The organism is Pyxidicoccus sp. MSG2, from assembly GCF_026626705.1.
Taxonomy (GTDB): Bacteria; Myxococcota; Myxococcia; order Myxococcales; family Myxococcaceae; genus Myxococcus.
The window spans coordinates 3,892,121-3,914,057 of sequence record NZ_JAPNKC010000001.1 but is presented as its reverse complement, the minus strand read 5'-3'; the positions used below and the strand labels follow the sequence as shown (position 1 = coordinate 3,914,057).

The following is a 21,937-nucleotide window of genomic DNA, read 5'->3' as shown; positions in this document are numbered from 1 at the left end:
AGGGAGTCCATGTCGAAGTGGATGGCAGTGGTGGTTGCGGTGCTCACCGCGGCGGGCGCGCTGGTACCGGCCGTGGCGTGGGCGTACGGGCAGAAGGCTGGTCCCTGCACGGTGAGCGTCAAGTGTGTGGATGGCTCCACCGTGTCCTGTTACGGCGCGCGCGTCTGCTATTGGAGGGTGGACGGCCCCGCGGGCACCGGCTTCGTGCAGTGTGACTCCGGCGGACGCATCTCCTGCGAGCTCCTGCTGGACGAGGAGGGCGAGCCCATCCTCGAGGAGATGTAGCGAAGTGCCGGGTGCGGGGCTGTCAGAGCCGCAGCCCCGCGCCCAGCCGCTTGTGCACCGGCTCCAGCTCGCGCCGGTCCAGGCCCATGTCCAACAGCTCCAGACGGCGCAGCTTCGGCATCGCCTTGGCGGAGCGGAATGCGAGCACTCCCTCCTCGCTCAGCTCGTTGCGGGACAGCTCCAGCCGCTCCACCTGGAGCAGCGTCTTGCTGGCCGCGAGCGCCTGGGCGCCCTCGTCGGACAGGCTGTTGCGGTTGAGGGCCAGCAGCTTGAGTGAGGCGAGCGCGGTGCCCCGCGCCAGCGCCTGGGCGCCCTCGTCGGACAGGCCAGTGCCGGAGAGGTAGAGCGCCTCCAGCGACAGCGGCCCCTTCGCGAGCGCCTCGGCGGACGCGTCGGACAGCTCGGCGCTGGAGACGCTCAAGGAGCGCAGCCCCGTCAGCGCCCTGCCTCCGGCCACTGCCTCGACGGCCTCGTCGTTGGCGCCGGACACCATCAGCCTCGCGAGGTGGCCCGCGTGCGGCGCGGAGGCCAGTGCCTTCGCCGCGCGAGCCACGCCGGAGCCCATGAGCCTCACCTGGCGGATGCGCTCGAACCAGGGCTGCCCGGCGGCGAGCGCCAGGCCCTTGCCGTCCTTCGTCTCCACCGTCAGCCGGTGCAGCGGCTCGCGCGCCAACAGCGCCTCGCCGTGCTTCGCGAGGTGGCCCTCGGACAGGGTGGCCTCCTCGATGAAGCCCCGGGAGAAGTCCCCATCGCTCGCATGGGCCTCCTGGAGCGGTTGGCGCCACCGGCTGCCATGCTCGGACAGGAGTGCCTTCACGCGCTTCGTGAGGGCCTGCCTGCGAGCCGGGTCCATGCGTCCGCTCAGCGCCACCTGGGCGTGGATGAGCTCGACGCGTGCGTCGTCGGTGCCACAGAGGACGTCCGCGCAGACCAGCCGCGCATCGTTGCTTTCGGGCTCGGCGGCCACGCGCGCCACCAGCTCCTGCCAGGTACTCATCGGGCGAGCAGCTCCTTCACCTCGCGCTGCCAGCGCTCCCCCAGCTCGGGATGCACCATGCGCACGTAGGCGGCGTAGCCCGTCAGCCACTGGGGGAAGTCCGGGCGCCCGCGCGCCTGCGACTCCACGCCGTGCTGGCGGCAGTTGGCGAGGATGGCCTTGAAGCGGCGGCGCTCCTCGCGGGGGATGGAGACCTGCTGGTTGACGGTGAGGCCCGTCACCCGCTGGCGTCCGCCCTGGCGCATCACGCGGCGCTTGGCGGCGTTCTCCGCGAAGCCCTCCTGCTGGAGGATGGCGTTCACCCACCAGAGGAAGCGGCCCGGCTTCTCCGGTGGCCTCTGGAAGGAGAAGGTCAGGTCATCCGCGTAGCGCGTGTACGTGGCGTCCGCCTTCTTCGCCAGCGCGGTGAGGCGCGCGTCCATGCGGCGGCAGACGAGGTTGGCGATGGCGGGCGACGTGGGCGCGCCCTGCGGCAGCACGCCGGGCCACGCCACGGTGCCGTCCGGCAGCCGGGGGCGCCATGTGGTGAGGCCGGCGAGCACGGAGGCCACCTCGTCGCCGTAGCCGTGCGCCTCGAAGAGGCCCTTCACGCGGCGGTAGTGCACCGTGGGGAAGAAGTCCTCCAGGTCCACGCGCACCACCACCGTGGAGCCCACGTGCGGAGTCGCGTTCGTCACCGTGGAGCGCCCGGGGACGAAGCCGTGCACGGCGGGGTGCGTGGGCAGGTGCGCGAGGAGCTTGTCGAGGATGGCGCGCTGCACGGCCTTGAGCTTCGCGCGCGGGGCGCACAGGCGGCGCACGCCTCCGGAGCGCTTGGGCACGTCGAACTCCACGTAGCCGGAGCCGGCCTCCGAGCCCGGGCGCATCAGCGCGTCCAGCTCCGCCACCGGCACGCCCACGAGCTTCGCCACGTCCGCGCGCGACTTCAGCACGGGCAGGGCGGCGGTGAGGGCGGCCTTGCGCTTCACCGGCGGGTTCATGCTCGGGTAGAGGCCGAAGTTCCAGCCGGTGGGATTCCAGCCGCCCACGGAGGTGGCGCTGGGGTGGCGCGGCGGGTCGGCGCGCGTGTCGGGCGGGGAGACGTCCGCGAGGCCCAGGCGGCGCACGGCGGCGCGGGCATGCGCGGCCACGCGCGAGTCCGGGTCCTTCACGCGGCGGCGGAGCTGTCCGGCGGCGCTGGCGCGGGCGAAGAGCAGGGGGATGAGGCGCACGGCCTGGAGCCGCTCACGCGGGTCCACGCTCTTGAGACGGCGGGAGACGGGCTCCAGCCAGGAGCGGCTCACGTAGAAGCGGGCGACCTCGTACTCGGCCAGGCCCTGGTGGCGCTCCAGCAGCGCGACGATGCGGTCGAAGTTCGACTCGGGGTCGGCCAGCAGGGGTTTCAGCTCGAGGATGAGGCCAACGAGGTCCATTCCGGCGCTCCGACCGCGGTGAAGGACTGCAGGCTCCTGGGGCCACCGCCACCTGCACGGCAGATGCGGGCGAGGTCGGGGAAGCCCGCCAGGCGGACCTCGCACCGCTTCGTCCTTCAATGGGAGTCACAGGCAGCCGCGACGTGACATCGCGGACGGAAGGCTGGCTGCACGCGGCCCCAGGAGCGAGGCGAAGCACATCACATCCGTCAGGAGGAGGGAAGGTCACCCGCGTCAGGAGGGCCGTCCTCCTCGAGCAGCGCGAGCAGGGCGTCACGCGGCCCACCCGGCGCGCGGCGGACGAGCGCGTCGAGCTGGCGGCTCCGGGCACGCACGCGCTCGCCGTGGACGCGCATGGCGGGCAGGGCGTCCGGTTCCATGTACGGGCGGGAGAGCACGTCCAGGTTGTGGAGCAGCTCGCGGCGGCTGCGCGGCGCGGTGAGGGACGCGCTGACGCCGGGCTGCGAGAGGGTGTAGCGGTAGCAGTCCACGGCCGTGGGCAGCGGCGCGTCCGGTGGAGTGCCGGGGGCGGGCTGGAGGAGGCGGCCGTAGCAGGTGGCGGTGAAGGTGAGCACGCCGGTGCCGCGGGCCCGGGCTTCCGGAAGGAATGTTCCTTCCGCGCCGGGGTGCGCGGCGCTGTGGCGGGTCATCACCACGGGCCAGGGGTGCTGGCGGAGGGCGTCGCGGGCCAGGTCTCGCAGGTGCGTGGAGAAGCCGAAGGTGCGGACCTTGCCCTCGGTGCGCAGTCGTTCGAGGGCGGCGAAGTCCTCCGCGTTGAGGCGCTCGGGGGAGCGCACCCAGAAGAGGAGGAAGACGTCGAGCCACGGGGTGCGCAGGCGGCGGAGCGCGGTTTCCACGTCGCGGCGGAGGGCGGCGGCGCCCGAGGAGTAGCTGCCGGCGACGATGACGAGCCCGTCGCGCAGGTTGCGGCCACTGCGGAGGAACGTGGTGAGCGCGGTGTAGCGCGGCTCCCAGAAGAAGGTGTTGAGGCCGGCTTCACGTGCCTCGAAGAAGGGCTCGGGCGAGGTGAGGTGCGCACCGGAGAGGACGAGCGGTGAGACGGTGAGGCCCGTGCGGCCGAGGGGGCGCGAGGAGGTGTGGAGCGGCACGGCGGGGCGCGGTGCGGGAGCGGTGCGCGGCTGTGCGGGGCGCGAGGGACGGTGGCGCGCGAGGGCGGGCTCGGAGGCGATGAGCTCGTCGGGGAAGACGAGGGTGAGGGCTTGGAGGTGGGAGACGACGCGCTCGGGCTCTTTGTCGCCGAGGAGGGCAGCGCGGAGGTGCTCGAAGGCGGAGGCGTCCGCGAGGCGCAGGCGCCAGGTCCAGGCGGAGGTGCGCAGGGCTTCATCCCGCTCCCGCGTGGGGCCGTGAAGGAGGTCGTCGAGGAGCGTGTCGAGCGTGGCGCACGGCTCCAGGATGGAGGCCGCCGCCGCGCGGACCATGGGCGTGGTGTCGAGCGACAGGCGCAGCAGGGCGCGCAGGTCATCGTGGCCACGGGTGGGGGAGAGCAGCTCGGCGGCGCGGGCGCGCATCCACGCGTCGGAGGACTGCGAGCAGGCGAGGGCGGTCGTGCTCAAGCCGTGGTCTGCCCAGTCTGGCCTGGCCGCGAGCCGACGGCCCAGGGGGAGCAGCAATTCGAGCGCGGTCCGGCGCAGCGTGGGGTCCGGGTCCTCCGCGCAGACCCGGAGCGCGGAGTCCGCGTCCAGCACCGCGGAGCGAATCCATGGGTCCTCGTGCTCCTCGGCCTCCTGGCGCTCTGTCTCCGTGAGCAGGTCGAGCGACGCGAGGGCACGCAGAGCCACGGCGCGCACGGCCGGGTCCTCGTCGTGTGAGGTGTGGATGAGCAGCTCGGGCTCCTCCAGGAACATGGCCGCCACCGCCACGGCGCGCCGCTCGCGAGGGGTGGCGGCGCGGGGTGCGAAGCGCGCCAGTGCCAGTGCGAAGGCCTCGGCGGTGGAGCGTGCCGGGGGCCTGCGCTCCCAGGCGGCGATGACCTCCGCGCGCACGCGCTCGTCCGGGTCTTCGAGCGCGGCGAGCACGTCGTCGAGACTGTCGGGGTCGTAGACGAGGCCGGAGAGCGCCGCACGCCGCAGGGCGGGCTCGGGGTGACGCAGCAGGAGGCGCACGCGCTCCAGCAATTCGGAGTGCCCTTCGCGCACCGCGACGCGCGAGGCCCAGGCCACCGCGCCCGGGCGGGGCGGCGCGGTGAGGACACGGGATGCGAGCTCGACGTCCTCCAAGTCGAGGCGTTCGAGCAGCGAGCGGGCCTCCTCCGCCGCATGCGGCACGCGAGGCTCGTCCAGCCAGCGCATCGCGAGGAGCAGGGCGTCCAAGTCCTTCCGCTCACGGAGGCGCCGCCGCGCGAGGAGTCGCAGCGGCTCATGCGGGTCGCCCAGCCACTCCACCAGTTCGCGAGCAGCGAGCGCCGAGGCGGGAGTGGCCTCCAGTCGCGCCGTCGTCACCGCCGGGTCTTCGTTGCCGGGGGATTCGAGACGCTCCGTGCGCGGGGGCTCGTTCTGCTCCGGCGCATCCCCGACGTGCTCCGCTGCCTGGGGCGAAGGCGCCGCATTCCACGCCGTCTCGAGCCACGCCACCGCGGAGCGCATCGGCCCTTGCGTGGCGCCCTCCGCCGCTTGCCGCACGCGCTGCTGCACGGCCGGGTTGCCTGTCCCAATCCACGCCAGCGACTGCACCGCCGCATGGCGCACGCGCCAGAACGGGTCCTCCAGCGCGCCGAGCAGCACGTCCAGAGCACCCGAGCCCGCGACGGAAGCAGACGCCCGCACCACCGCCCGGCGCACCCACCACACGGGCTCTTCCCGCACCGCGCGCACCGCATGCGGCAGCAGCGCCTGTGCCCCCAGCCGTGCCAGCGCGCGCCATGCCCTGTCCCTGACCAGCGGCATCGGGTCCGCGAGCGCATCGAGCAGGGCCTGCACGAAGCGCGTATCCCGCGTCCCACCGAGCCGTTGTGCGGCCGTGGCGCGCACCTCCGCGTCCTCGTCCGTGAGCAGGGCCTGCCGCAGGGCGTAGCGTCCCGGGAGCGTGGAGGTGCCGACCTCTCCCACCGCCTCGCGCCGAACCGCGACGTCCTCGTCGAGCAACCGCACCATGGCCGGGTCCAGGTCGGGCATTGCGGTGGACTCTATGCGCCCTGGTACACTCACGGACATGCCCGACATGCTGGCCATCATCAGCAAGGCGGTGTTCGAGAAGGATGCCGCCGGCAAGAAGCCCGGTGACGTGCTTCCGATGGACCGCTACCGCAGCAACAGCAAGCACCTGGCGTCGCTGAGTTCGGGCGGGCGCCTCTTCCTCTTCACCGTGCGCCCGCCCAACGAGGCGCTCTGGCTGGTGGCGGTGCTCGAAGGGCTCAAGTCCGACGCCGAGGGCTGGCGCTCCCGTCCCAACACCGTGCCCATCACCGACGTCACCTCGCTCATCCCGAAGATTCGCTTCGAGTCCGGCAAGGGCATCCAGGCCGCGAAGGGCGCGCTGGGCATGTCACTGCAGACGCCTCGGGCCCTCTCCGCCGCGGACGCCGCGCTGCTGCTCCAGACCGCGGGCGGTGAGGACACCGGAGGCGGCCCCACCAACCTCACCTCGCACGAGACGCAGCCGAAGCTGCCGTGTCTGTGCGGACGGTGCTTCCCGAAGAGCCCCGAGCGCGCCGGGACGGGCGGCCTGACCTTCCTTCGCTCGAAGGTGGAGACCGACGGCAAGGTCCTCTACTACTGGCTGCCCGAGGAACTCTCCGCCAACGCGCGCGTCATCGCCCAGTCGGTGCGAGGCGCGCTGGTGGGGCGCCTCGGCACCTGACGCGGAGGCGATGACGATGCGCGCTCCCTCGCTTCGCGGTGCGCTCCTGCTCCTGTCGCTCGGCGCTCCGTAACGCGCGCGGACAGCCCTCACACCGAGCGGCGTGCGGGGCGCGTCCTCCCGCCGCACCGGCTCGGAGGAGGCGGGCGGAGCCGGGCATGGTGGGGGCCCTGTGCGCGGCGCACCACGACGGGACGGCAGGACGTTGGAGTCCTCCGGCCTGGCACCGAGCTTCGTCGACGAGGAACGTGCATGGGGGACGACGCGAGGGCGGAGGGGCCGCCGAAGGAGGGGACGCGTTACGCGAGCACTGGGGGAGTGCCAGCTACGGCTTGCCGGATGCGGCGGGCCCCGCCAGCTCGGAGCCGATCTGCTGCCACTCCTGTGCATAGGCGCCACGGGCGAAGGCCCGCAGCTCCTCACCCGTCACCGTGCCCCGCGCGAGCGCGGTGTCGAGCGCACGCACGACGGCGTTGCGGTGCGGCTGCTCGACGAACGGGTTGCCCTCGCGGAACACCTCGCCGAAGAGGGACTCCAGCCGGCCGTCCTGCTTCAGGCGCTCGACGATGCGGGCCTGCGAGGCGGGCTCGTCCGCGTGCGCGTGGAGCATCGCGGAGGCGAGGCCGCCCTGCGCATCCGCCTGGTCGGGGAACTCGGAGAGCAATTCCAATTCCGCGTCGGCCCCGGCGGCGGCCGCGAGGTCCTGCGCCGCGGTGCCCGGTGAGGCCACGGCCGGCGTGGCGCGCGGCGTGGGACGGCGGTCCGGCTCGAAGTCGCTGCGCCCCTGGAAGGGCTGTACCGCGCGGTGCGTCTGGCCGCCTTTCGTCCCCGCGCCCGGCTGCGCACCCTTGGCGGCGGTGTCCGGACGCTCCGCTCCGGAGCGCTCCGCAACGGGGCCCTTGGGGGAGGACGAGCGGTTGCCACCATCAATGCGCGACATGGGGGAACTCCAGCAGTGGAACCCCCTGGCGGACAGGGCCAGGGGAATTCACATGTAGGTTATCGGACGCGTGCGACGCCAGTTGCGTCCCTCTCGGAAGGGTGGGGCCGACCCTGCCCCCGCGCACCCCCGGACCTTCACCACCTGACACTTGTAAACCGCAGTGCTTACCGGCGTTTGGCGGACGACACCGGGAACAACCACTGCAATCCCCGCCACAGATCATCCCGCCACGCCGGGTAGTTGTGGCCCGCGTTGTACTCCCGGTACTCCACGCGATGCCCGGAAGACCTGAGCAGCGGCGCCATTCGCTGGTTGCCCTCCAGGAGCACCTCGAAGCGGCCGCAGTCCATCCACACGTCCAGCGGGCGGCGAGGCGTCTGCCGCGCCAGGTCGAAGACGACGAAGTCGCGGCCCTCGATGGCGAAGGCCCCGGACTGGGCCAGCACGCGGCCGAAGACCTCGGGAACCCGCATGCCCGTGAAGAGCGCCATCAGCCCGCCCAGGGACGAGCCCAGCACCGCGTGCGCCCCGGGCTCCTCCACCAGCGACAGGTGCTCGTGCGCCAGCGGCAGCACGCGCTTCAAGAGCAGGTCCACCGTGTACTCGCTGCACGAGTACTCCACGCTGCGCGCCTCGCCGCCGTTGGACACCAGGGCCAGCGCCACCGGGCCCATCAGCCCCCGCGCCATCAGCGACTCCACCACCTCCGGCAGCTTCACGCGCTTGAGGTAGTCGTCCCCGTCGAACACCACCATCAGCGGCACCGGGCCGGGCACGGGCGGCGCGTAGAGCGCCACCGAGCGTCTGCCGCCCACCGCCATGTCCTCTGTCTCCAGCATGTGCCGGGTGACACGGCCTCGCGGCGCTCCGCGCGGGCGCTGGAGGATTTCGGGCGGGGCGCCCTCGGGCATGTAGAAGCAGTGGTTGGTGTCGCCGAAGCCGTTGTCGGACGTGCGCGGGTTGAAGGTGTCCTCCACCTTGTCGCCGCGCGAGTCGAGGAGCACGTACTCCGCATACGCGTCCCGGGGCAGCGTCACCGTGCGCGCCCACAGGCCGGGGGCCACGCGCTCCAGCGGCAGCGGCTCGCCGCGCCAGTCCTGGAAGTCTCCCAGCAGCGACACCGGCCCGCGCCCGCGCCACACGAAGGTGGCGGTGTCTCCTTCAATGACGGGCGTGCCTTCCGCGCGAGCCCGCGCCTCCAGCGTCTTCGCATCCATGCGGCGCACCCTACGTCAGCAACTCCCTGAGTGCCGCCTCCAAGTCCGTGTGGCGGAACGTGAAGCCGGCCTCCTGGGCACGCCTGGGCAGGACGCGCTGGCCCTCCAGCGCCACCTTCGCCATCTCCCCCATCGCCGCCTTGAGCATGAAGGCCGGCACGTGCATCACCGACGGCCGGCCCAGCGCGTGGCCCAGCGCATGCGCGAAGACCTCGTTGGTGACGGGCGTGGGCGCGGTGGCGTTGACGGGGCCCTCCAGCGTCGGGTGCTCCAGCACGAAGAGGAGCAAGTCCAGCGCGTCCTCGCGGTGCACCCAGCTCACGTACTGCTTGCCGCTGCCCACCGGGCCGCCCGCGCCCATGCGGAAGGGCGGCAGCATCTTGTGCAGCGCGCCGCCCTCCGGGTGCAGCACCACGCCCATGCGCACCACCGACGTGCGGATGCCGGCCTCGCGCGCCCGCGCGGCCTCCGCCTCCCAGGCCCGGCACACCTGCGCGAGGAAGTCGTCCCCGGGCGAGCTCTCCTCCGTCAGCGGCTCCGCCGCGCGCGTGCCGCCGTAGTAACCAATCGCCGACACCGACACGAAGCGCTTCACCGTGCCCGCGGCCTTCATCGCCTCCACCAGCGTCCGCGTGCCCTGCACCCGGCTGTCGTGGATGCGGTGTTTCGCCTCCTTCGTCCAGCGCTGCGCCACCGGCTCGCCCGCCAGGTGGACCACGGCCTCCGCGCCCGCGAGGGCCTCCGGCGCCAGCGGCTTGCCGGCGTCGTACACGGCGCCCGTCACGCCCGCCGGAAGTCGGCTCAGGCTCCGTTCAACGTCGCGGGCGAGCACGTGCACCTCGTGCCCCCGGGCCCGTAGACGTTGAACAAGGCCTGGACCCAGGAACCCGGTCGCCCCGGTGACGGCCACCTTCATGGACGGCCTCCCGGAGCCGGAGCCGGCGGCGCCGCGGGCGCCGACAGGTCCACGCCGATGAGCCGGCTCAGCGCGGCGAAGAACGCCTCCTGCTCCTCCGGCTTCATCTTCCCCGAGTGACGGAAGACGACCGCCCCCGTCGCATCCAGCAGCAGCACGTTGGACGTCTTCTTGGGCAAATCCCAGGGCGCGTCACCCAGCGTCCCGTCCAGGTCCACGAGGATGGGCACGCCCACCTTCTTCTCCTCGTCCCGGACGTACGAGAGGGCAATCTGCCGGGCGGGAAAGAAGTCGAACTTCTCCAGGTTGGCCACCGCCACCACCCACGCGGAGTCCAGCAGGCCCTTCTCCTTGCCTCGGGAGAAGAGGGCCTCCTTCAGGGACAGGTTGAGCGTCGTGGAGTCCTTGTCCTCGTAGAACAGGACGACCGGTTTCCCCCGCCACTTGGACAGGCGCACCTCTTGTCCGGCCGAGGTCCGTAACGTCGCGTCGACTGGCCCGTACGCAGGTTCGCTTCCGTACGCACTCCCTGCCGCCAGGGACACCGTCAACGCACCCGCGATCCACGCCTTCATGAGGGAACCCCGTGTACAAGGTTCTTGTAAACCTTAGACATACCCTTGACAAGCTCTGGACGCAAACGCTACCTCTTGGGATGAAGAGCTCGGGCTTTCTGGAGGATCGCCGCATGGCACTCTCGGTTCGCAATGCCTGGCCTCTGCCGGGGGCGCTTCCTCTGGAGCAGGCCTGGCTGCAGCTCGTGCAGACGGAGGTGGAGTCCTCGCTGAGGGCGCTCTTCGAGCTGCCGGATGAGTCCAATCTGGACCCGCGTTGGGCGGCGGCCATGGACCAGGCCCGCACGTATGCCCTGCGGCCGGCCAAGCGGCTGCGGCCGGCGCTGGTCATGGCGGGGCACTCGCTGGCGCGGGGGAGCACGGCGGTGCCTTCCGGCCTGTGGACCTTCGCGGCGGGGCTGGAGCTGCTGCACACCTTCCTCCTCATCCACGACGACGTGGCGGACCAGGCGGAGCTGCGGCGCGGAGGGCCCGCGCTGCACCGCATGCTGTCGCCCGGTCGCGCGGGAGAGGACCTCGCCGTCGTCATGGGAGACCACCTCTTCGCCCGCTCACTGGAGGCCATGCTCGCCTCCGACCTGCCCGGTGCGCCGAGGGTGATGCAGTACTACCTGGGCGTGTGCCGTCACACCGCGGCCGGGCAGTACCTGGACCTGGACCTGGGGCGCGCGCCGCTGTCGGAGGTGACGCTCTTCCAGACGCTGCGCGTGGCGTACCTCAAGACGGCGCGCTACGGCTTCTGCGCCCCGCTGGTGTGCGGCGCCATGCTCGGCGGCGCCGGAGCGGAGCTGCTGGAAGGGCTGGAGCGCGTGGGCCGCCACGTGGGGCTCGCCTACCAGTTGCGCGATGACCTCATCGGCCTCTTCGGTGACTCGAGCGTGGCGGGCAAGGCCGCGGACGGCGACTTCACGCAGGGCAAGCGCACCTTCCCGGTGCTGGCCGCCTACGCGCGCGCCGACGCCGCCGCGCGCGAGGAGCTGGAGGCGCTCTGGTCGCTGTCGGTGGAGCAGAAGGACGAGGCCGCGCTCGACCGCGCCCGCGTGCTGGTGGAGCAGTGGGGCGGCCGCGCCGCCTGTGAGCGCATGGTGGACCGGGCCTCGCGCGCCGCGCGCCGTTCGCTCCAGTCGCTGCCCAACCCGCACGGGGTGAGGGATTTGCTGGATGCCCTCATCTCCCGCCTGGCACGGCGCGCCGCATGAGGACGCCATGACGAGCGCACGGACCCAGGGCAGGCGGGTGGTGGTGGTGGGCGCGGGCGTCGGAGGCCTCGCGGCCGCGGCGCGGCTGGCGCACCAGGGCTTCGACGTCCAGGTCTTCGAGAAGACGGACGGGCCCGGAGGGCGCTGCAACCAACTGCGCGTGGAGGGCTTCACGTGGGACATCGGCCCCACCATCGTGCTGATGCCGGAGGTGTTCGAGGAGACCTTCCGCGCGCTGGGCCGCCGAATCGAGGACTACCTGACGCTGCTGCGGTGCGAGCCGAACTACCGCGTTCACTTCCGCGACGGCTCGGACGTCACCTTCACCTCCGAGCTGTGCGCCATGGGCCGCGAGCTGGAGCGCGTGGAGCCGGGCAGCTACGAGCGCTATCTCGCCTTCATGGCCCAGGGTCGCGTCCAGTACCGCACCTCGCTGGACCATCTGGTGGGCCGCAACTACGACGGCATCTCCGACTATTTCTCGCCGAAGGTGCTCGCGCGCATCCTCAAGGTCCGCGCGCACCGCCGCATGTACGCGGACGTCAGCCGCTACTTCCAGGACGACCGGCTGCGCGCGGCGATGACGTTCCAGACGATGTACCTGGGCGTGTCGCCCTTCGCGTCGCCCGCCGTCTACGGCCTGCTGCCCTTCACCGAGCTGGGCGTGGGCATCTGGTTCCCCAAGGGCGGCCTGTATGCCATTCCCCGCGCACTGGAGCGGCTGGCGCGCGAGGAGGGCGTGAGGTTCCACTACGGCACTCCAGTGGAACGCATCCTCACCGACGGCGGCCGTACCACGGGCGTGCGTGTTGCGGGCGGCGAGGTGGTGGAGGCGGACGCGGTGCTGTGCAACGCGGACCTGCCCTACGCGTACGAGAAGCTGCTGGACCCGAACGCCACCAGGCTCAAGCGCCCGGAGAAGCTGCGCTACACGTCCAGCGGCTACATGCTGTACCTGGGCATGAAGCGCAGGGTCCCGGGGCTGCTGCACCACAACGTGGTGTTCGGCCGGGACTACAAGGGCTCGTTCGACGACATCTTCGAGCGCTTCCGAGTGCCGGAAGACCCGAGCTTCTACGTCAACGTGCCCACGCGCACCGACGCGTCGCTCGCGCCCGAGGGCAAGGATGCGCTCTACGTACTGGTGCCGGTGCCGCACCAGAACCCGGACGTGCACTGGAAGGACGAGGGCCCGAAGGTGCGGGCGAAGGTGTTCGCCCGGCTGGCGGAGCTGGGCTTCCCCCGGCTGGAGTCCGACATCGAGGTGGAGCGCATCTTCACCCCGGACGACTGGGCGTCCACCTTCAACCTCGCGCGCGGCAGTGCCTTCGGGCTGGCGCAGAACTTCACGCAGATTGGCCCGTTCCGCCCGCGCAACCAGGACGCACGGGTGAAGAACCTCTTCTTCGTGGGCGCCTCCACACAGCCCGGCACGGGGCTTCCCACGGTGCTCATCTCCGCGCGCCTCGTCACCGAGCGGCTCCTGAACTGGGCCCGTGACGCGGGCGTCTCGCTGACTCCGCGCGAGAGCGCGCCCCGCTCGCTGGAAGAGGTGGCCGCATGAACCCGCACGACCCGCAGGACCTGGTGGACGACGGCTACCGGCGCGCGAAGGAGGTGACGCGCCACCACGCGAAGAGCTTCTTCTTCGCCTCGTACCTGCTCTTCGGCCAGCGGCGGAAGGCGGCGTTCGCCCTCTATGCCTTCTGCCGGCGGCTGGACGACATGGTGGACGGTGACGGGCCCGACGTGGTGCCCGCTGATTTGTCGGTGCGCCTGGCGAAGGCGCGGCAGATGGTGGCGGAGTTGTACCTGCCCATGCCGGAGCTGGCGTCGCAGGAGCTGGGCTCCCCAGCCGAGCGACTGATGGCGGCGGAGGCGCAGTCGCCGTGGGAGCCGAGCGAGTTCGCCGCGCTGAAGCACACGGTGCGCCACTACCGGATTCCGGAGCAGCCCTTCCAGGACCTCATCTCCGGCATGGAGATGGACCTGACGAAGAGCCGCTACACGACGTGGGAGGAGCTGGACCTCTACTGCTACCGCGTCGCGGGCGTGGTGGGGCTGATGCTGACGCCGGTGCTGGGCTGCGCCGATGTGAAGGCGTCCCAACCGGCGGCGGACCTGGGTCGGGCGATGCAGCTCACCAACATCCTGCGCGACGTGCGCGAGGACCTGGAGCGGGGCCGCGTGTACCTGCCCTCCGAGGAGCTGGCCGCCTTCGGGCTGAGCAAGAGCGACCTGCGGCGCGGGAAGGTGGACGAGCGGTGGCGGGCCTTCATGCGCTTCCAGGTGGAGCGCGCGCGCGTGTACTACGCGCGGGCCGCCGCGGGCGTGCATTACCTCCAGGGCTTCGGCAGCCAGCGGATGGTGCGGATGATGGGCGCCATCTATGGCGACATCCTGAGGGACATCGAGGCGCGCGACTACGACGTGTTCAGCGCGCGGGCGCACGTGACGACGCGCCGCAAGCTGGCGCTGGCCACGGGCGTCTTCATGCGACCCGGCACGGCGCTGCCCGTGCCCCGGGGTGACGCGGGCGCGCCGCTGCTGCCCACGGGGACGGGAGGGTGAGGACGCGATGAGCGATGACCGCGTGAAGAGTCTCCAGATAAAGCGCACCTCCCGCCTGTCGGGCTTCTACCGGCAGTCCCCGGAGCGCCGTCGCGCGCGACTGGTGGAGGCGCGCTGGGTGGCTCCCGAGGACGCGGAGTCGCTGGCGGGGCTGGCCGGCTTCGACGAGGCGTGCGCGGACGCCATGGTGGAGAACGTCGTCGGCATCCACGGGCTGCCACTGGGCCTGGCGCTCAACTTCGTGGTGGACGGGCGGGAGCGGCTGATTCCCATGGCGGTGGAGGAACCCTCCATCATCGCCGCGGCCTCGTATGCCGCGCGCCTGTGCGCGGAGGGCGGCGGCTTCACGGTGGAGGCGGACGCGCCCATCACCACCGCGCAGGTGGAGTTGCTGGATGTGCCCTCGCTGGAGGACGCACGCGCGGCGCTGCATGCGCATGCCGCCCTGCTGCTGGCGGAGGCGGATGCGCTCATCCCCGCCATGTGCGCGCGAGGAGGCGGCACGCGCGAGCTGGAGGTGCGTGTGCTGGACGCCACGACGCTGGTGGTGCACCTGCACATCGACACGCGCGATGCGATGGGCGCCAACTGCGTCAACTCGGTGGCGGAGGGCATGGCGCCCCGGCTGGCGGAATTGGCCCGCGCGCGGCCGGGGCTGAAGATTCTCACCAACCTGGCGGACCGCCGGAAGGTGCACGTGCGCGCCCGGGTGCCGGCGTCGGCGCTGGTGTCCGAGCGCTTCGCGGATGGTGGCGCGGTGCGGGACGGCATCCTCGCGGCGCACCGCTTCGCGGAGCTGGACCCGTACCGGGCCGTCACCCACAACAAGGGCGTGATGAACGGCGTGGACGCCGTGCTGGTGGCGTGTGGCAATGACTGGCGTGCGGTGGAGGCGGGGGCGCATGCGTGGGCGGCACGCTCGGGCAACTATCGTCCCCTCACCACGTGGCGCGCGGCGGGGGACGGCATGCTGGAGGGCGAGCTGCTCATGCCCCTGGCCACTTCCACCGCGGGCGGCGCGGCGCGCACGCACCCGGGGGTACAGCGGGCGCTGAAGCTGGCGGGGGTTTCGGGTGCGTTGGACCTGGCCGGGCTCGCCGGGGCGGCGGGGCTGGCCACCAACCTGGCGGCGCTGAAGGCGCTGTCCACCGAGGGCATCCAGAAGGGCCACATGGCGCTGCACGCGCGGCGCGTGGCGGCGGAGGCGGGGGCGCAGGGCGAGCTCATCGAAATCGTCGCGGAGCGGCTGGCGCGCGAGCGCGTCTACCGGCCGGAGCGCGCGAGGGAAATCCTCGCGGCGGAAGTCGCCCGGCGGAAGGAGGCTCGGGGATGAAGCGCACCCGCGTCGCGGTGGTGGGCGGTGGCATCGGTGGCCTCACGGCGGCCGGACTGCTGGCGAAGGAAGGCCACGCCGTGACGCTCTTCGAGGGGAGCGCCTCGCTGGGCGGCAAGGCCCAGGCCGTCACCGTGGACGGCCTCACCCTGGACACCGGGCCCACGCTGCTGACGCTGCCGGAGCTGGTGCGGGGCACCTTCGAGAAGCTGGACGCGTTGGACTTGATGCCCCCGCTCACGGAGCTGGAGCCGCAGTGCACCTACCGGTTCTCGGATGGGTGCGGCTTCACCGCGTACAAGGACCTGGAGCGCATGGCCGAGAGCGCCTCTGGCTTGAGGCCGAGTGAGCGGCGCGGCGTGCACGGCTTCTACGAGGAGTCCGCGGCCATCTGGCGCGCGGCGGGGGAGCCGTACCTGGAGGCTCCCTTCGAGGGCATGGCCGGCTTCATGGCGCGCGTGGCGAAGCGCGGCGTGGGCGCCATCATGGCGGGGATGAAGCTCAGCACCCTGCATGACCTGGCGGTGCGGCACTTCAAGACGGAGCACATGCAGCAGTACGCGGGGCGCTTCGCCACCTACGCGGGGGCGTCGCCGTACCAGGCGAGCGCGGCCTTCGCGCTGATTCCGCACATCGAGCACGCCTACGGCGTGCACCACGCGCGCGGCGGCGTGGGCGCGCTGGTGGAGGCGCTGGGCGTGGCGGTGCGTCGGCTGGGCGTGACGGTGCACCTCAACACGCGCGCACGCTTCGAGCGCAGTGCAGGTGGCTACCGCGTGGGGCCCCAGGGCGACGCGGAGCCTTATGACAGCGTGGTGGTGAACGCGGACCCGCTGGAGTCGCTGCACCGGGCCGACGAGCCGCTCGCGCTGTCGGGCTTCGTGCTGCTGATGGAGGTGGACGGGCGCCCCCGGTTGCCGCACCACACGGTGCTCTTTGGCGGGGACTACCGACGCGAGTTCGAGGAGCTGTTCAGCGGGCAGCTCGCGACGGACCCGACGGTGTACTTCTGCAACCCGTCCGCGACGGACGCCACCATGGCGCCGCAGGGGCGCACGGGATTGTTCGTCATGGTGAACGCGCCGGCACTGCCCGTGGGACAGATGGAGGCGGAGCGCGCCGAGCGGGCCTGGGAGCTGGGCGCCGAGCGGGCGAAGGCGCAGATGTTCGAGAAGCTCTACCAGCACTTCCCGGAGCTGCGAGGGCGCACGCGCGTCATCGGCCAGCGCACGCCGGTGGACCTGGCTGCGCAGGGGGCTCCGGGTGGCTCCATCTACGGCTTCCTGCCGCACGGGAAGTTCGGTCCGTTCCGCCGGCCGCGGATTCGCGGCTGCACGCCGGGCCTGTTCTTCGCGGGCGGAGGCACGCACCCGGGCGGCGGGGTGCCGCTGGTGATGCTGTCCGGACGCTTCGCGGCGGAGCTGGCCTCGCAGCACCTGCGGAGGAGCGCATGAGGCCGCTGGGAGAGCTTCCCGCGCTGCCCGACGCGGCGGGCGCATATCGCTGGTTCTACGCGGACGTCACCGCGGGGCCGTTCAGCGCGGTATGCATCTTCATGCTGGGCTCGCTCTTCTCCCCGCGCTACTCGGTGGCGGCGCGGCGCGGCGGACGGCCGCAGGAGCACAGCGCGGTGAACTTCGCGCTGTACCACGAGGGCGTGCGCCGGCTCTGGGTGCTGAGCGAGTACCCGAGGGCCGAGCTGGTGTCGCCGGGGCAGTTGCGGATTGGTCGGTCCACGCTGACGTATTCGGGCGCGGGCACGGTGCGCATGGACGTGGAGGACTGGACGGCGCCGTGGGGTCGGCCGGTGCGCGCGAGCCTCACGCTGGAGCCGATGACGCCGGTGGGCGAGGTGGTGCGGTTGATGCCGGAGTTGCCGCACTACTGGCAGGCGCTGGCGCCGCGTGCGCGGGCTCGACTGGAGGTGTCGTCGCTGGGCGTGGAGGCGGATGGGTTGGGTTACCACGACACCAACCACGGTGATGAGTTGCTGGGCGCGAGGTTGTCCGGCTGGCACTGGGCACGCACGCACCGCGAGGACACGACGGTGGTGGACTACCACCTGCCGGACGGGGTGCCGCCGCTGAGCATGGTGGCGGGGGAGGGCGGGGTGCGGTGCGAGCGGGGGCCGGCACAGGAGGCACGGCCCACCAGCATGACGGGGTGGGGGCTGCGGGTGCCGTCGCGGCTGCACGCGGGCAATGAGGTGGTGGGCGAGGCCCGGCTGCTGGAGTCGTCGCCCTTCTATGCACGGCTGGAGGCGCGCAAGGGCCGGTTCGATTCGCTGGGCGAGGTGGCGGACTTCCGTCGCTTCCACTCCCCCTTCATCCGCTGGATGGCGCACTTCCGCACGCGCGTGGGACGGGCGGCATGAACGCGTGGGTCCTCATGTCCCTGTCGTGGGCCGCACTGGCCACGGGCTTCAGCGGCGTGGCGCTGGCGCGACTGCTGCGCTCCCGGCGTCCGGCGTCCGCGGCGAGCACACAGGTCCCCGTGCTGCTCCTTCGCCCGGTGGACGCACCCACGCCACGCGAGCTGGAGAACCTGGCCACTCCCATCGACTACGCGGGGCCGCTGGAGCAGGTGGTGGTGTCTCCGTACCGTCCGCGCCTCGCCCCGGGCGTGCGCTGGCTTCCGAGCGACCCGCTCACCCCGAACCGCAAGGTCGGCCACCTGCTCTACGCGCTGGAGGTGCTCCAGACACAGGGCCGCGTGGTGCTCGCGGTGGACGCGGACGTGGCGGTGACGGGCGCGCTGGTGGAAGGGCTCGCGGCCCCCGTGGCCTCGGGCGCGGCGCTGAGCACCGCGGCGCCCACGCCGGTGGGGCCGGAGGATGGAGCCAGCCGCGCCATGGCCGGCCTGCTGCGCTACACGCACCACAGCTTTCGCGCGCTGGATGTGATGAGCGCCGGAGCGAAGGCGGTGTGCGGCAAGGCCCTGGGCCTGTCCCCCGTGGCGATGGACGCGCTGAAGGAACTGGCGGACCACATCGGCGAGGACCTGGAGTTGTCGAAGCGACTGCATGCACGAGGGCTCGACGTGGCCCTGAGCACGGCCCCGGCGGTGGTGCCGCTGGGCACGGTGGAGTCCTGGGGCACGCCGCTGGCGCGCTTCACGCGGTGGATGCAGGTGCTCGCCAGCCACCGTCCCGCGCTCTACCCCACGGTGCCGCTGCTCTTCACGCCCACGCTGCCGCTGGTGCTGCTGGCCACGGTGCTCGGCTCGCCGGTGCTCGCGGGCACGGTGGGTCTGCTCGTCGTGGTGCGCACGCTGCTGGCCCTGCGGCTGGCCTCGCTCAGTGCGCCCACGGGGACTCCGGGCGCGGACACGGGCCGGGCGTACGCGCTGACGGACTGGTTACTTGGGGAAGGGCTCTTGCTGGCGGCCTTCCTGTGCTCGTTGTGGCAGCAGGGCACGGTGACGTGGCGGGGCCGCACCTATGCACTTCAACCCGGGGGCCGGATGGTCCGCGTGTCGCCGGAGCTGAGCGGAGGACCGGGATGACCTACGCGCGATTCCTCGGGTTGTTCGTCGTGCTGCCCATCCTCTTCCTGGTGTGGCGCTACCGCCGCACCTTCACCGCGCGGAGCCTGGCGCCCATGGGACTGCTGCTCGTCGTCGTCTACGCGGCGACGTCGCCGTGGGACAACCTGGCGGTGAAGTGGGGCCTGTGGGGCTTCGACCCGGAGCGCATCTGGGGCATCAAGCTCGGCTACCTGCCGCTGGAGGAGTACCTCTTCTTCGGCCTGCAGACGCTGCTCGTGGGCCTGTGGGCGCGCGCGCGCCTGACGCGGGCCCTGGAGCAGAAGCCCGCGGCCCGTCAGCCCGAGCCCCGCTCCGAAGGCAGGAAGCTCACGGCCCGGGAGGCGGCGCCATGATGGAGACGCAGTGGGCCTACCTCATCCACCTGCTCGCGTGGACGCTGCCGCTCATCCTCCTGCAGTCCATCGCGCTGGTGCGCCACTACAAGGAGCGCTCGGGCGCGGTGCTGAGGGCGGTGTTGCCTCCGGCGCTCGTCATCGGCGTGTACCTCTCGGTGGCGGACCACCTGGCCATCTCCACGGGCATCTGGAACTTCGGCGAGGGCCGGCACCTGGGTGTGTACCTGGGGCTCGTCCCGCTGGAGGAGGTGCTCTTCTTCCTGCTGACCAGCATCCTCGTGTCGCTGGGGCTGGCCCTGTTCACCGCGCTGGTGTCCCGGGCGCGGGAGGCGCGGGCGTCTTGATTCGCGATGCCAAAGGTGGCCCCTTCGGGTGGGCCCTGGACGCGTACATCGGGTGGAAGTTCCGCTCGGCGTTCCGCGGCCTGTGGGTGCGCGGCACGCTCCCCACGGGCGATGAAGGCCGGCTCGTGTACCTGAACCACTGCAACTGGTGGGACGGCTTCATGCTGCACCAGCTCGGCCGCGCGGCGGGGTGGGATTCCTACTGCCTCATGGAGGAGGAGAACCTGCGGCGCTACCGTTTCCTCGCGCGCATCGGCGCCTTCAGCATCCGCCGCAAGGATGCGGTTTCGTCGGTGGAGTCCCTGCGCTACGCCAAGGCGCTGCTGCGCCGGCCGCGCTCCGCGCTGTACGTCTTCCCGGAAGGCGAGCACCGTCCCTTCGGCGTGCTGCCCCTGCAACTGGAGCGGGGCGTGGAATTGCTGGCGCGCGTGTCGAAGGTGGAGTGCGTGCCCATCGCCGTGCGCTACGCGTTCTTCGAGCACGAGCGCCCGGACGTGCTGCTGGAGGTGGGAACGCCGCATCCGCCGGGGCCGCTGGCGCTCTTCCAGCAGGGGCTGGAGTCGGTGGTGAAGCGCGTGGCGGCGGCGACGTCGCTGGAGGGCTTCACGCAGAAGGTGTCCGGAGCGCGGGGCGTGGCGGAGCGCTGGGATGCGGCCCGGGGGCTGGCGCCATGACGTTGCGCATCCGCACCATCGCCCGACTCACGGGCATCCGCGAGGCCACGCTGCGCGCGTGGGAGCGGCGCTATGGCTTCCCTCGCCCGCACCGCACCGAGAGCAACAACTACCGCGTGTATTCGCGCGACGAGGTGGAGGCCATCCGCCGCGTCGCGCGGCTCATCCAGCAGGACGGCCTGTCGGTGAGCGAGGCGATTGCGCAGGTGCGCGCCACGCCGCTGCGGGATTTGCCCCCGCCGGTGCAGTTGAACGAGCGCTTCTGGTCCGCCGTCATGGTGCTGGACGGGGACGAGGTGACGCGCGTGCTGGACGAGGCGCAGGCCGCCATGGACGTGGAGGCGTACTGCGACCGCTTCCTCATGCCGCTCTTGCGGGAGATGGGCGTGCGCCTGGACATCGCGCGCGAGCACCTGGCGTCCGCCTTCCTCCGCCACCGGCTGCGTCAGGTGCTGGACGCGGTGGAGCCCGTGGACGACGGGCCCCGCGCGCTGCTCGCGTGCCCGGCGAGGGACCACCACGAGGGCGGCCTGCTGGCGCTGGCGCTGCACCTCAAGCGCAAGGGCTGGCGGGTGACGATGCTGGGCGCGGATACGCCGGCCGAGGCGCTGCACGGCGCCTGCGCGCAGGTGCGGCCGGACGTCGTGGCGCTGTCCTTCGTGCGCCGGCGCGAGCCGGACGAGTTCCTGGAGGTGTTGGGGGACGCACTGCGGGCCTGTGCGCCCTTCCCCGTCGTGGTAGGAGGGGCCGGCGCCCGCGAGCACCTGAAGACGCTCTTCACGCTCGGGGCGCAGTACGCGGAGTCCTCGGAAGAGCTCGTCGCCATCTGGAACCAGGTGCGCAACGCCCAGAATCGTCGTACCTGACTTCACTCGCGACATGGCCGAGCGCACCTACCGAATCCACATCGCCGCCGAGCTCTCCGGAGTGCGAGTGGAGCTCATCCGCGCCTGGGAGCGGCGCTACGGGGTGCTCCAGCCGCGGCGCACGCCGGCCGGCTACCGCGTCTACACGGACCGGGACGTGGCCCTGCTCAGGCGGCTGAAGAAGCTCACCGACGAGGGCGTCGCCATCAGCGAGGCGGCGAAGCTGCTGCCGCAATTGCGCGCGGAGCTGGGCGCGGAGGCTCCCGCCGTCACGGGCGACGTCCAGGGGACGCGCGTGGACGCGTGGCTGGAGGCGGCGCTGGCCGCGGCCGAAGCGTATGACCAGGCGCGCGTGTCGGCGGTGATGGACGAGGTGCTCGCCGCGCTGCCGCCGCTGCGGGCCTTCGACGACGTGCTGGCCCCGTTGCAGCGGGAAGTCGGAGAGCGCTGGCACGCGGGGCAGTTGTCGGTGGCGCAGGAGCACCTGGTGACGCAGGTGGTGCGGGCGCGGGTGGTGAGCCTGCTGCACGCGGCGCCGAACGTCGGGCGCAAGCACGCGGTGCTGGCGTGCTTCCCGGACGAGGAGCACGAACTGGGGCTGCTCGGCGTGGCGCTGCGGCTGCGGCACTCGGGCGTGCGGGTGACGCTGCTGGGGCAGCGCATGCCGGCGGTGGACCTGGGGCGCGCGGTGGCGGAATTGCGGCCGGACTTCGTGGGCCTGTCGGCGGTGAACAACAAGGGCGCGGAGGTGTTCCAGGACACGCTGTCGCGCCTCGTGGAGGCGCTGCCCCCGGGCGTGCCGCTCTGGCTGGGTGGCCCGGCGGCGCAGGCCTGGCCGGAGGTGAGCCTGCGCCTGGGGGTGCACGTGTTCTCCGACGAGGAGGACTGGGTGAAGCTGGCGGAGTAGG

At 72.3% G+C, this 21,937-nt stretch carries 21 protein-coding genes; 14 read left to right on the top strand and 7 right to left on the bottom strand.

Annotation, left to right across the window (positions count from 1 at the left end):
- Positions 1–9: 9 nt before the first annotated feature.
- The gene (locus OV427_RS14770) at positions 10–285 is read left to right on the top strand and encodes a hypothetical protein (RefSeq protein ID WP_267856744.1); all 276 of its coding nucleotides are present in this window, start codon (positions 10–12) and stop codon (positions 283–285) included.
- Positions 286–307: 22 nt separating this feature from the next.
- Here the strand turns inward: OV427_RS14770 and OV427_RS14765 are convergent, their stop codons facing one another.
- From OV427_RS14765 to OV427_RS14755, 3 genes are all read right to left on the bottom strand, one after another.
- Positions 308–1,282: a hypothetical protein gene (locus tag OV427_RS14765; RefSeq protein ID WP_267856743.1), complete on the bottom strand. Its 975-nt coding sequence runs from the start codon at positions 1,280–1,282 to the stop codon at positions 308–310.
- Positions 1,279–2,694: a reverse transcriptase family protein gene (locus OV427_RS14760; RefSeq protein WP_267856742.1), complete on the bottom strand. Its 1,416-nt coding sequence runs from the start codon at positions 2,692–2,694 to the stop codon at positions 1,279–1,281. The genes OV427_RS14765 and OV427_RS14760 overlap by 4 nt, the downstream gene beginning before the upstream one ends.
- A gap of 209 nt (positions 2,695–2,903) precedes the next feature.
- Positions 2,904–5,825 carry a HEAT repeat domain-containing protein gene (locus OV427_RS14755; RefSeq protein WP_267856741.1) on the bottom strand — a complete coding sequence of 974 codons (2,922 nt, stop codon included), beginning with the start codon at positions 5,823–5,825 and terminating at the stop codon, positions 2,904–2,906.
- 37 nt (positions 5,826–5,862) lie between these two features.
- On the opposite strand from OV427_RS14755, the gene OV427_RS14750 reads away from it, so the two are divergent.
- Positions 5,863–6,510, top strand: coding sequence for a hypothetical protein (locus tag OV427_RS14750; RefSeq protein WP_267856740.1), 648 nt, complete (start codon positions 5,863–5,865; stop codon positions 6,508–6,510).
- A 325-nt stretch (positions 6,511–6,835) separates the two neighbouring features.
- Here OV427_RS14750 and OV427_RS14745 read toward each other — a convergent pair whose 3' ends face one another.
- The 4 genes from OV427_RS14745 to OV427_RS14730 form a co-directional block, all read right to left on the bottom strand.
- Complete coding sequence (locus tag OV427_RS14745; protein WP_267856739.1) at positions 6,836–7,450, bottom strand: hypothetical protein; 615 nt, start codon at positions 7,448–7,450, stop codon at positions 6,836–6,838.
- A 167-nt stretch (positions 7,451–7,617) separates the two neighbouring features.
- Positions 7,618–8,670 (bottom strand): alpha/beta hydrolase-fold protein, encoded by a 1,053-nt coding sequence (locus tag OV427_RS14740; RefSeq protein WP_267856738.1) that lies wholly within the window; start codon positions 8,668–8,670, stop codon positions 7,618–7,620.
- Positions 8,671–8,680: 10 nt separating this feature from the next.
- Positions 8,681–9,586 (bottom strand): TIGR01777 family oxidoreductase, encoded by a 906-nt coding sequence (locus OV427_RS14735; RefSeq protein WP_267856737.1) that lies wholly within the window; start codon positions 9,584–9,586, stop codon positions 8,681–8,683.
- The gene (locus OV427_RS14730) at positions 9,583–10,044 is read right to left on the bottom strand and encodes a hypothetical protein (protein WP_267856736.1); all 462 of its coding nucleotides are present in this window, start codon (positions 10,042–10,044) and stop codon (positions 9,583–9,585) included. Before OV427_RS14730 ends, OV427_RS14735 begins: the two co-directional genes overlap by 4 nt.
- A 230-nt stretch (positions 10,045–10,274) precedes the next feature.
- Between OV427_RS14730 and OV427_RS14725 the strand changes: the two genes are divergently transcribed.
- From OV427_RS14725 to OV427_RS14670, 12 genes are read left to right on the top strand one after another with little or no spacing between them, the layout of a single operon-like run.
- The gene (locus OV427_RS14725; protein WP_267856735.1) at positions 10,275–11,360 is read left to right on the top strand and encodes a polyprenyl synthetase family protein; all 1,086 of its coding nucleotides are present in this window, start codon (positions 10,275–10,277) and stop codon (positions 11,358–11,360) included.
- A gap of 7 nt (positions 11,361–11,367) precedes the next feature.
- Positions 11,368–12,924 (top strand): phytoene desaturase family protein, encoded by a 1,557-nt coding sequence (locus OV427_RS14720; RefSeq protein ID WP_267856734.1) that lies wholly within the window; start codon positions 11,368–11,370, stop codon positions 12,922–12,924.
- Positions 12,921–13,931 carry a phytoene/squalene synthase family protein gene (locus OV427_RS14715; protein ID WP_267856733.1) on the top strand — a complete coding sequence of 337 codons (1,011 nt, stop codon included), beginning with the start codon at positions 12,921–12,923 and terminating at the stop codon, positions 13,929–13,931. The genes OV427_RS14720 and OV427_RS14715 overlap by 4 nt, the downstream gene beginning before the upstream one ends.
- 7 nt (positions 13,932–13,938) lie before the next feature.
- On the top strand, positions 13,939–15,264 hold the full coding sequence (locus OV427_RS14710) for a hydroxymethylglutaryl-CoA reductase, degradative (RefSeq protein ID WP_267856732.1): 1,326 nt from the start codon (positions 13,939–13,941) through the stop codon (positions 15,262–15,264).
- Positions 15,261–16,718, top strand: coding sequence for a phytoene desaturase family protein (locus tag OV427_RS14705; RefSeq protein WP_267856731.1), 1,458 nt, complete (start codon positions 15,261–15,263; stop codon positions 16,716–16,718). Before OV427_RS14710 ends, OV427_RS14705 begins: the two co-directional genes overlap by 4 nt.
- Positions 16,715–17,638 carry a carotenoid 1,2-hydratase gene (locus OV427_RS14700; protein ID WP_267856730.1) on the top strand — a complete coding sequence of 308 codons (924 nt, stop codon included), beginning with the start codon at positions 16,715–16,717 and terminating at the stop codon, positions 17,636–17,638. Before OV427_RS14705 ends, OV427_RS14700 begins: the two co-directional genes overlap by 4 nt.
- On the top strand, positions 17,635–18,768 hold the full coding sequence (locus OV427_RS14695) for a glycosyltransferase (protein WP_267856729.1): 1,134 nt from the start codon (positions 17,635–17,637) through the stop codon (positions 18,766–18,768). Before OV427_RS14700 ends, OV427_RS14695 begins: the two co-directional genes overlap by 4 nt.
- Positions 18,765–19,142, top strand: coding sequence for a lycopene cyclase domain-containing protein (locus OV427_RS14690; RefSeq protein WP_267856728.1), 378 nt, complete (start codon positions 18,765–18,767; stop codon positions 19,140–19,142). Before OV427_RS14695 ends, OV427_RS14690 begins: the two co-directional genes overlap by 4 nt.
- Positions 19,139–19,489: a lycopene cyclase domain-containing protein gene (locus tag OV427_RS14685; protein ID WP_267856727.1), complete on the top strand. Its 351-nt coding sequence runs from the start codon at positions 19,139–19,141 to the stop codon at positions 19,487–19,489. Before OV427_RS14690 ends, OV427_RS14685 begins: the two co-directional genes overlap by 4 nt.
- Positions 19,486–20,163, top strand: a complete 678-nt coding sequence (locus OV427_RS14680; RefSeq protein ID WP_267856726.1) for a lysophospholipid acyltransferase family protein — start codon at positions 19,486–19,488, stop codon at positions 20,161–20,163. Before OV427_RS14685 ends, OV427_RS14680 begins: the two co-directional genes overlap by 4 nt.
- Positions 20,160–21,029 carry a MerR family transcriptional regulator gene (locus OV427_RS14675; protein ID WP_267856725.1) on the top strand — a complete coding sequence of 290 codons (870 nt, stop codon included), beginning with the start codon at positions 20,160–20,162 and terminating at the stop codon, positions 21,027–21,029. Before OV427_RS14680 ends, OV427_RS14675 begins: the two co-directional genes overlap by 4 nt.
- Positions 21,030–21,042: 13 nt before the next feature.
- Entirely contained in the window at positions 21,043–21,936 is an 894-nt protein-coding gene (locus tag OV427_RS14670; RefSeq protein WP_267856724.1) for a MerR family transcriptional regulator, read from the top strand.
- The last annotated feature ends 1 nt before the right edge of the window (position 21,937 follow it).

Bases quoted from the DNA above. Each gene is read 5' to 3' on its own strand.
- OV427_RS14755 (WP_267856741.1), bottom strand. From the start codon at position 5,825: ATGCCCGACCTGGACCCGGCCATGGTGCGGTTGCTCGACGAGGACGTC.
- OV427_RS14750 (WP_267856740.1), top strand. From the start codon at position 5,863: ATGCCCGACATGCTGGCCATCATCAGCAAGGCGGTGTTCGAGAAGGAT.
- OV427_RS14710 (WP_267856732.1), top strand. From the start codon at position 13,939: ATGAGCGATGACCGCGTGAAGAGTCTCCAGATAAAGCGCACCTCCCGC.
- OV427_RS14765 (WP_267856743.1), bottom strand. From the start codon at position 1,282: ATGAGTACCTGGCAGGAGCTGGTGGCGCGCGTGGCCGCCGAGCCCGAA.
- OV427_RS14735 (WP_267856737.1), bottom strand. From the start codon at position 9,586: ATGAAGGTGGCCGTCACCGGGGCGACCGGGTTCCTGGGTCCAGGCCTT.
- OV427_RS14715 (WP_267856733.1), top strand. From the start codon at position 12,921: ATGAACCCGCACGACCCGCAGGACCTGGTGGACGACGGCTACCGGCGC.
- OV427_RS14745 (WP_267856739.1), bottom strand. From the start codon at position 7,450: ATGTCGCGCATTGATGGTGGCAACCGCTCGTCCTCCCCCAAGGGCCCC.
- OV427_RS14770 (WP_267856744.1), top strand. From the start codon at position 10: ATGTCGAAGTGGATGGCAGTGGTGGTTGCGGTGCTCACCGCGGCGGGC.
- OV427_RS14700 (WP_267856730.1), top strand. From the start codon at position 16,715: ATGAGGCCGCTGGGAGAGCTTCCCGCGCTGCCCGACGCGGCGGGCGCA.
- OV427_RS14690 (WP_267856728.1), top strand. From the start codon at position 18,765: ATGACCTACGCGCGATTCCTCGGGTTGTTCGTCGTGCTGCCCATCCTC.
- OV427_RS14725 (WP_267856735.1), top strand. From the start codon at position 10,275: ATGGCACTCTCGGTTCGCAATGCCTGGCCTCTGCCGGGGGCGCTTCCT.
- OV427_RS14740 (WP_267856738.1), bottom strand. From the start codon at position 8,670: ATGGATGCGAAGACGCTGGAGGCGCGGGCTCGCGCGGAAGGCACGCCC.
- OV427_RS14695 (WP_267856729.1), top strand. From the start codon at position 17,635: ATGAACGCGTGGGTCCTCATGTCCCTGTCGTGGGCCGCACTGGCCACG.
- OV427_RS14705 (WP_267856731.1), top strand. From the start codon at position 15,261: ATGAAGCGCACCCGCGTCGCGGTGGTGGGCGGTGGCATCGGTGGCCTC.
- OV427_RS14720 (WP_267856734.1), top strand. From the start codon at position 11,368: ATGACGAGCGCACGGACCCAGGGCAGGCGGGTGGTGGTGGTGGGCGCG.
- OV427_RS14760 (WP_267856742.1), bottom strand. From the start codon at position 2,694: ATGGACCTCGTTGGCCTCATCCTCGAGCTGAAACCCCTGCTGGCCGAC.
- OV427_RS14685 (WP_267856727.1), top strand. From the start codon at position 19,139: ATGATGGAGACGCAGTGGGCCTACCTCATCCACCTGCTCGCGTGGACG.
- OV427_RS14670 (WP_267856724.1), top strand. From the start codon at position 21,043: ATGGCCGAGCGCACCTACCGAATCCACATCGCCGCCGAGCTCTCCGGA.
- OV427_RS14675 (WP_267856725.1), top strand. From the start codon at position 20,160: ATGACGTTGCGCATCCGCACCATCGCCCGACTCACGGGCATCCGCGAG.